The organism is Nostoc sp. CHAB 5715 (assembly GCF_020829685.1).
GTDB lineage: Bacteria > Cyanobacteriota > Cyanobacteriia > Cyanobacteriales > Nostocaceae > Nostoc.
Window position 1 is genome coordinate 1 of record NZ_JAIVFR010000317.1, and the last position, 7178, is coordinate 7178.

Annotated in this window: 7 protein-coding genes and 1 pseudogene; 2 read left to right on the plus strand and 6 right to left on the minus strand. The window is 41.5% G+C overall.

All coding sequences use genetic code 11. From position 1 onward, the window contains the following. Nucleotides 1-325, minus strand: a pseudogene (locus LC574_RS18345) (hypothetical protein); the annotation flags it as partial. Between the two features lie 10 nt (nucleotides 326-335). Continuing rightward, nucleotides 336-1001, minus strand: coding sequence for a linear amide C-N hydrolase (locus LC574_RS18350; RefSeq protein WP_229454834.1), 666 nt, complete (start codon nucleotides 999-1001; stop codon nucleotides 336-338). 478 nt (nucleotides 1002-1479) lie between these two features. Between LC574_RS18350 and LC574_RS18355 the strand changes: the two genes are divergently transcribed. Beyond that, nucleotides 1480-1740: a hypothetical protein gene (locus tag LC574_RS18355; RefSeq protein WP_229454835.1), complete on the plus strand. Its 261-nt coding sequence runs from the start codon at nucleotides 1480-1482 to the stop codon at nucleotides 1738-1740. Continuing rightward, nucleotides 1740-2135: a type II toxin-antitoxin system VapC family toxin gene (locus LC574_RS18360; RefSeq protein WP_229454836.1), complete on the plus strand. Its 396-nt coding sequence runs from the start codon at nucleotides 1740-1742 to the stop codon at nucleotides 2133-2135. Before LC574_RS18355 ends, LC574_RS18360 begins: the two co-directional genes overlap by 1 nt. A 135-nt stretch (nucleotides 2136-2270) precedes the next feature. Here the strand turns inward: LC574_RS18360 and LC574_RS18365 are convergent, their stop codons facing one another. From LC574_RS18365 to LC574_RS18380, 4 genes are all read right to left on the minus strand, one after another. Then, nucleotides 2271-3680, minus strand: coding sequence for a peptidoglycan-binding protein (locus LC574_RS18365; RefSeq protein WP_229454837.1), 1410 nt, complete (start codon nucleotides 3678-3680; stop codon nucleotides 2271-2273). Nucleotides 3681-4222: 542 nt separating this feature from the next. After that, a complete protein-coding gene (locus LC574_RS18370; protein WP_229454838.1) occupies nucleotides 4223-4597 on the minus strand; it encodes a VCBS repeat-containing protein in 375 nt (124 codons plus the stop codon). Nucleotides 4598-4804: 207 nt separating this feature from the next. After that, the gene (locus LC574_RS18375; RefSeq protein WP_229454840.1) at nucleotides 4805-5314 is read right to left on the minus strand and encodes an SH3 domain-containing protein; all 510 of its coding nucleotides are present in this window, start codon (nucleotides 5312-5314) and stop codon (nucleotides 4805-4807) included. Nucleotides 5315-5433: 119 nt separating this feature from the next. Continuing rightward, entirely contained in the window at nucleotides 5434-6945 is a 1512-nt protein-coding gene (locus LC574_RS18380) for an AAA family ATPase (protein WP_229454839.1), read from the minus strand. Nucleotides 6946-7178 lie beyond the last annotated feature (233 nt).

Consider the following 7178-nt stretch of genomic DNA (forward strand, 5'->3'; position numbering starts at 1 on the left):
AACCCCAGTAGGTCACAAAATCTTCTTCACTCAGCCATGGTGGCAGGTTAAGGACCATCTGGGCATACATCGGGGCAAAACCCGTGGTAGCCATATCATTGGCCATTAAATGAACCGACAACCAGGCTGATTCCTGCAGACCGAGAGATGGAATGAGCGACAGCGGGTCACTGGTCATGGCCAGCCCCAGGCCGTTTTTCAGATCAACCACCGACACGTCCGTCCCGAAAGCAGGCCCGGTGAGTACTTCCTGACGCTTAAATCCGCATTGCGGGCGGATGATCCTGTCAAAATCTGTATTCTCTATTTTTCCTGAAAGTGCCATGTTTTAATCATTAAACCTGACATAAAGTCCCAAAGCTTGTTTGATTACAGTCAATATTGGATAAATTGGTGTAATTATTCAAATTAGTGAGATGCCAAGCAAATTCTGGAGCATTAGTCATCACCCCTACAGGATTATCGTAAATACACTGTTTGCCTTGAAAATATTCAACAACGATACTTGCCCCTGTTGGATCATAAAAAACGCAATGAAGCGGAGTTGTATTGGACTGTAATGTGGCAAGAGGCGTGCAGTAGATTAGTTGGTGACTCAGGGCTGCTTTAACTTCAGCAACGGTTTTAAATTGTCCCAATGCCCAAGTGCCAATATCTATAAAGGCCAAGGATGTTAGGATTTTATCTTCTTCTATGGTTAGTCCTTGAGTCAAAGGAAAAGAATTTGCACCGAAGTTTAAGCCCGCTTCATTCAAACCTTGAATAACCTTTAAATCTTGATAGTTAGATTGATTGGCAGAGGCATCTGTCGTTAAAGTAATGCTAATAAATCCTTGACTTGTTTGGTAAGAAATTCCATTTTCCTTATTGGTAATGGCTGAAGTAAACTTTAATCCTTTGGGAAAGTAACTCAGTTGCCAAGGCAAGGCTCCGGCAAATTCCATTGTTCTACCTACATAGGTGCTACCTAACGCATCTAAAATAGAAAGTGATGTGCACATAATGTATTTATGTAAAGGTACTTTAAAGGCAATTCGATCTAAACATAGTTATTTTAAAATGACAACAAATAATATTACGTATTAATACGGAATTATTCGGTTAACTGAGGTGAAATAACTGTTGGTGCGGCAAATTGCTATAAATTTTACTTATAGCCATCCGATTTGATTTCTGAAATTACTTGCGTAGGTAGGGAACAGTGAACAGTGAATAGGGAAAAAAAGAAGGAAAGTACAGGTGTACTGAGTTTTTTCAGAAATCAAATACGAATCTAGAGAAAATAGGTATTATTTAGAACTAACTTTTACTGAGTGTCTAATTGGCGTAGGCGTAGCCCGCCCTTCGGCTACGCTCAGGACAGGCTCAGTGACCACCGTAGGCATCGCCCTTGAGCAAAACTTTGCGATTTACTGACATTATGTAGCTACAGGCGAAAAACTAAAATAAATAAGGTAATTCAATTTAGAGCATAAGACAATGCAGGAAATCAACATTGATGCCCGTGTAGATGAGAATGGTTTTCTCTACCTAAAAATGCCTCCAAGTCTTGCAGGTATGGAAATAAAAGGAAAACTATTGTATCAACTTCATCCTATTTCCTTCCAAAATATAAAAGCGAAAAAGATTGATATTAATGTTGTTCGCAGTATCTGTCATGAAATTAGAAATTTACCAACTCTTGATAGCAGAACACCCGATGAAATTATTGGCTATAACGAGTTTGGAATACCAGAGTAATGGTTATTGATACTTCAGTTATCCTCGCAATTATTTATGCTGAACCTGAAGAATTGATATTTATTCAACTAATTGACGAAAGCGAAGATTGCCTATTTTCTGCTCCGAGCTATGTTGAAGCTTCCATAGTTTTGGGTACTAAACATGGTCAGCAGGGTGTAGAAAAGTTGAATTTATTGATTCAAGCACTCTCCATAATTATCATACCTTTCAGTGCAGAGCAGGCACAGTTAGCCAGTGAAGCATTCTTGAAATTTGGTAAGAGTCGCCATCCAGCAAAGCTGAATATGGGAGATTGCTTTTCTTACGCTTTGGCAAAATCTACAAATCAGCCTTTATTATTCAAAGGTAACGACTTTATCCACACTGATATTAATCAAGTAAATTATTTTTAATGGAAATATGTCTCTTGCAGAACAAAAAACAAAGCTACGGGAAATTATTGAGAGCAGTAGGCGTAGCCCGTCGTCAACATCATAACTAGGTGATTCTGAATTCTGAATTCTGATTTCTGACTTCTGACTTCTTCTTCAATTGTATTTTACTCGTGCATCAAGACCATAAGAGCGGAGCATTTTCGTTACCCTCTCTGCTTGGGCGCGATCGCTAAATGCCCCAGCATTCACATAATCCCCTAGATGTGATTGCTCTGTAATAGCGTTGGGTATATATTGTTGTACTTTACTCAGAGTATCATTACTGGAAATTGGCACTATTACTCTGTAGGGATTATTAGCAACTAATGTGTTGCCATTAGTCACAGGTACAACGTAGCCATTGGTAGGAGGTAATGCATAGCGATTAGTGTCAGCTAATACATAATCATTATTTTGAGTATAATTACCCCCAGTTGAACCATTCAACCCTAATGCTTCCCAAGTTTCCCAATCTACATTTCCAGTAGAATTAATTCGAGAATATTGCTGGAATGCAATCACAGATTGTCTGGTGTAATCGTTGAAAAGTCCATCAGGATTAGTATTAGAAAAACCCAACTGCGCCAAACGTTCTTGAACTAATCTGACATTTTCTCCGCGATCGCCTACAGTCAGATAATTTCTGCTTGGTTGTTGAGTAGTATATCCAGGTGTGGAGGCTCTACGTACTGCCTCTAAAACTTGGGCATTGGCGATGCCATCAACAGGTAGGCGGTAATTTCGCTGGAATCGGGTGACAGCTTCTCTGGTCATTGGGCCAATATTCCCAGTCGCAGCAGTATTAAAATAACCTAGCTGCCGCAAACGCACTTGTAATTCTCTCACTTGTTGAGTTGAGAGCCTTGATCTGCCTGGAGTCTGAAAGGAACCCAGTAGTGTGTTCCAAGTTTGTTGATTCACAATCCCGTTAGCAGATATGCGATAATTTCGCTGGAATGCAATTACAGCATCTTTAGTCATTGGGCCAAAATTCCCAGTGGGATTAACATTCAAGTAGCCTAACTGCCGCAAACGCTGTTGTAACCTTGTGACGGCTGCACCAGTTTTGCCTTGAGAGAGAACAGGATATTGACCATTACTGGTATTCCTGCTAGAAGTTCTACTTTGACATGCTCGTTGCAAAGCTTTTTGAGTAGTAGCACCCACAACACCATCAGCAGGGATTCTATTGGCTTGCTGGAATTTGATCACAGCATTCTGAGTCAAGCTAGCAAACTTGCCACTCACCGGGCCTTTAAAGTAGCCTAACTTTTTTAAACACCTCTGGCTACTGCTAACTTCAGTGCCATTACTTCCTATTTTCTGAAGTGCTAAAGCTTGTCCAGCGATACTCAGAAGCCCGGTAATCAGTGCCACAGACAGAAGACGCATCGCTGCACCACTAGATAACTTTTTCCAATTCAAAAATTTGAAATTAGCTACGGTAGGAACAACCTTGACGCTTTCGGATGTCTCGTAGACTGAGGCAAGCTTGGTTAAATAGCTATCTACCCCTGTTTCCACTTGTTTTTTTCAAGTTATGACTATACAGAATTATACCAGTTTCTCTACGTTATGTTGATTTTTTGGTAACAGCTTACATCTCCTTTTCGGTCTTGCCTTCCTGTTTGTTATCAAACAGAATAAAGGCGTCAGTCGTCAGAATACAGGAAAGGTATTCTGACTGAAAAAGCGGATGAATAAGCGGCGTTTTTGCACCCCCACAAAACTAGAATTTTTGGTGGTCAACAAGACAGTCGCGGGTCTGAATTCCCAAATAAATTGATTTTGATACCATTTCACAAAAAATATGATACGAATGTAGGTTGGGTTGAGGGACGAAACCCAACATCTAAAAGTCTTGTAATTGTTGGGTTTCACTCCGTTCAACCCAACCTACGCATCTGTTTCATTTTTTTCTTGAATTGGTATGACTACTAAATTCTGACTTCTGAATTCTTATTCAAAGGCGTTCAGTCTGCTGATTACTATTGATTATTAGACATCTCTAAAAAAGATTCTCAAACCCTTCTGCTCTCTAGGAAAAACCTAATTTTTGAAAATGTCTAATGATAAAAAGTGCCATTCTTAAAAGGATACAGAATCAAATCTCCATTTGAGTTTCTCACAATTAAATCTGGAATTCCATCTCCTGTCCAGTCAACAGGAAAGTAATGGGTGGAGTTCCAACCGTTACCGACTTGTATTGGACCTCCACCGTTATAAAAAGTGCCATTCTTAAAAGGATACAGAATCAAATCTCCATTTGAGTTTCTCACAATTAAATCTGGAATTCCATCTCCTGTCCAGTCAGCAGGAAAGTAATGGGTGGAGTTCCAACCGTTACCGACTTTTTGTTGAGCATAAGCAGGAGATTCGGATAAGAAAACAGGAAAAATCAGCAAGGAAGCGAGAAAGGAGATCCAGGGTTTCATATTCATATGTAAGAGACTCCTTGTTTTTGGCTTGGTGGCTAACTATAGGACTCATATTTGATTTTTGAAATACACGTAGTGACGTGACAAGGTTAGAATGATGCCATTTGTAGTAGGGTGTGTTGTGCTGAAAGTTAATGCCATAACGCACTCTACATATACTTAAATTTTTTCAAGAATCAAATCGAAGTCTTATAGTTATTATACTGAGAGTTATTGTTCATTAACTTTTTCAGTATTACCTGCTTTCACCCAACCTTCTTGTTCGCTACCTTCCAAACGGATCTTTTGCCAGGATTTGTCCTCGCTTTCTGACAAAATAATAATTTTTTGATTAAAACCAACCCCACCAATCTTTTCAGCTTCTTGATTTGGTTGCGATCGCAAACTCAAGCCTTCAGACCAACTAACACGCCCTCGGTAAGCTCCCGATGGCAATGGTTTTGCTGATGGGGTAGCCTTTGGTGATTCTGTGGGAGCGGAGGTTGAGCTTGGAGACGATTCAGTCTTTGTCCCAGGTTTAAGAGTGGATTTAGCTCCTCCAGGCTCAGTTGCTTTGGGAGCTTGGGCTTTCACTGAGGGACTATCATTAGAAAAAACCGGTTTGGCAGGGGGTATGCCGGTGCGATTCATGAAATAGAGTGCAATTGCAGCGCCGCCACCTATTAAGACAGCGATCGCTAAGAAAAACCCAAGTATAAACTTTATTAAGCCAGACAACATAGTTAAAACCTGATCACCAATGGTCAATAGTCAATAGTCAATAGTAATTCATGATTAACTGTTGACTATTGACTAGCAATTATTAACTAACCAATTATTGTAGCTGCCGTTGAATGCGTTCACGTATTGCGCCGGAGGCGTTCGCTTAAAGGATTGTGTTTAGATGCTAAACGCGCTCTCCCAGCAGCAGCCCATTCTTGGAGTTGCTGAATTTGCTCTACAGCAGTTCGTGCCAAGGGGATGATTTGACTGGCTGCTTCTAAAATGTCGTCAGTAGTAAAGTCGCGGTTTTGGCTAAATCCAATATGCATCGCTTCAATTAAAGTTTGCTCAATTTCTGCCCCAGAAAAATCGGGCGTTTCATAAGCTAACCTTTCGATGTCATAACTTTTTAAGTTATGGGGGCGCAATCGGGATAAATGAACATCATAAATTGCTTTTCTCTCTTCTTGGGTGGGCAATCCCACAAAGAAAATTTCATCAAATCGCCCCTTACGCAGCATTTCCGGCGGTAAGGCTTGGATGTCGTTGGCGGTGGCGACAACAAAAACAGGTGAGGTTTTTTCGGCTAGCCAGGTAATAAAAGTACCAAACACACGGCTGGCTGTTCCTGCATCACCTTTGCTACCAAGTCCGGCAAAGGCTTTATCTATTTCATCAATCCACAAAATACAGGGAGCTAGGGCTTCAGCTACTTGGATCATTTGGCGAGTCCGAGATTCTGATTCACCCACCAAACCACCAAATAACCTTCCCACATCCAAACGTAGCAAGGGTAAATGCCAGTGATGAGCGATCGCTTTTGCTGTTAACGATTTACCAGTTCCCTGAATACCCACCAACATTAAACCACGGGGGTGCGGTAATCCGTACTGTCGCGCTCGATCGGTAAATGAACCTCCCCGGCGAATCAACCAATCTTTTAAGTTATCCAGTCCGCCGATATCAGAAATTTGCTCAGTGGCAGGGTAGAAGTCCAAGATTTGGGTTTGGCGGATAGTTTGGCGCTTTTCTTCCAAAACCAGATCCACGTCTTCTGGTCGCAATTCTCCGTGGGTTGCGATCGCTTTTGCCAAAACTCGGCGAATCCGTTCCATTGAAAGCCCTTGACAAGAGCGCACTAAGTCATCTAAAACTTTGCCAAAAAGGGAGTTACCAGTACTTTGTAATAAGCGTTCCACCTCAGTTTTAATTTCTGGGGCGGCGGGTAAGGGAAACTCAACGACTGTCAGCACTTCGGTTAAGTCGTCAGGAATAGCAATGCGCGGCGACAGGAGGACAATATTTTTTGGTTGCGACTTGAGAAGCCTAGACAGGTTGCGGAGTTTGCGGGCGATCGCTACATCATCTAAAAAGCGATGATAATCTCGGAGAATCAATACCGCAGGTGCAGAAGCTGGTAATTTTTCGATGAATTCTAAAGCTTGCAACGGGTTACGCCGCCCAAACCCAACATCATTGGGGTTTCCTTGGTAGCCATCGACAAAATCCCAAGTATACACTGGGCGATTACCCTGGTTGGTTGCTTCTTCCCGGATAGCTGCTTCTACCCGTTCTTCCTCATAAGTAGGAATATAAATTAAAGGGTAGCGGGCGCGTAGTAGCAGTTTAAACTCTTCACGGAAGTTCATATTTAGCTATCATTATTAGTTCTTCTTTCATTGTTCAGGTTTGTATCGCCTCTAACAACTAAAAAACCAACATCTACCAGTTCATAGCGGTTGCCAGTGCGATCGCTCTATAGCAATCCGATTTGATTTCTGAACTTCTTTGTGTAGGCAGGGAGTAGGGAGTAGGGAGTAGGGAGTAGGGAATCAGCCTTTTCGAGTTGAGGGCGAGTTATTTCAAAAATCAAATAGGAGTC

Bases quoted from the DNA above. Each gene is read 5' to 3' on its own strand.
- LC574_RS18350 (WP_229454834.1), bottom strand. From the start codon at position 1,001: ATGTGCACATCACTTTCTATTTTAGATGCGTTAGGTAGCACCTATGTA.
- LC574_RS18355 (WP_229454835.1), top strand. From the start codon at position 1,480: ATGCAGGAAATCAACATTGATGCCCGTGTAGATGAGAATGGTTTTCTC.
- LC574_RS18360 (WP_229454836.1), top strand. From the start codon at position 1,740: ATGGTTATTGATACTTCAGTTATCCTCGCAATTATTTATGCTGAACCT.
- LC574_RS18370 (WP_229454838.1), bottom strand. From the start codon at position 4,597: ATGAATATGAAACCCTGGATCTCCTTTCTCGCTTCCTTGCTGATTTTT.
- LC574_RS18375 (WP_229454840.1), bottom strand. From the start codon at position 5,314: ATGTTGTCTGGCTTAATAAAGTTTATACTTGGGTTTTTCTTAGCGATC.
- LC574_RS18380 (WP_229454839.1), bottom strand. From the start codon at position 6,945: ATGAACTTCCGTGAAGAGTTTAAACTGCTACTACGCGCCCGCTACCCT.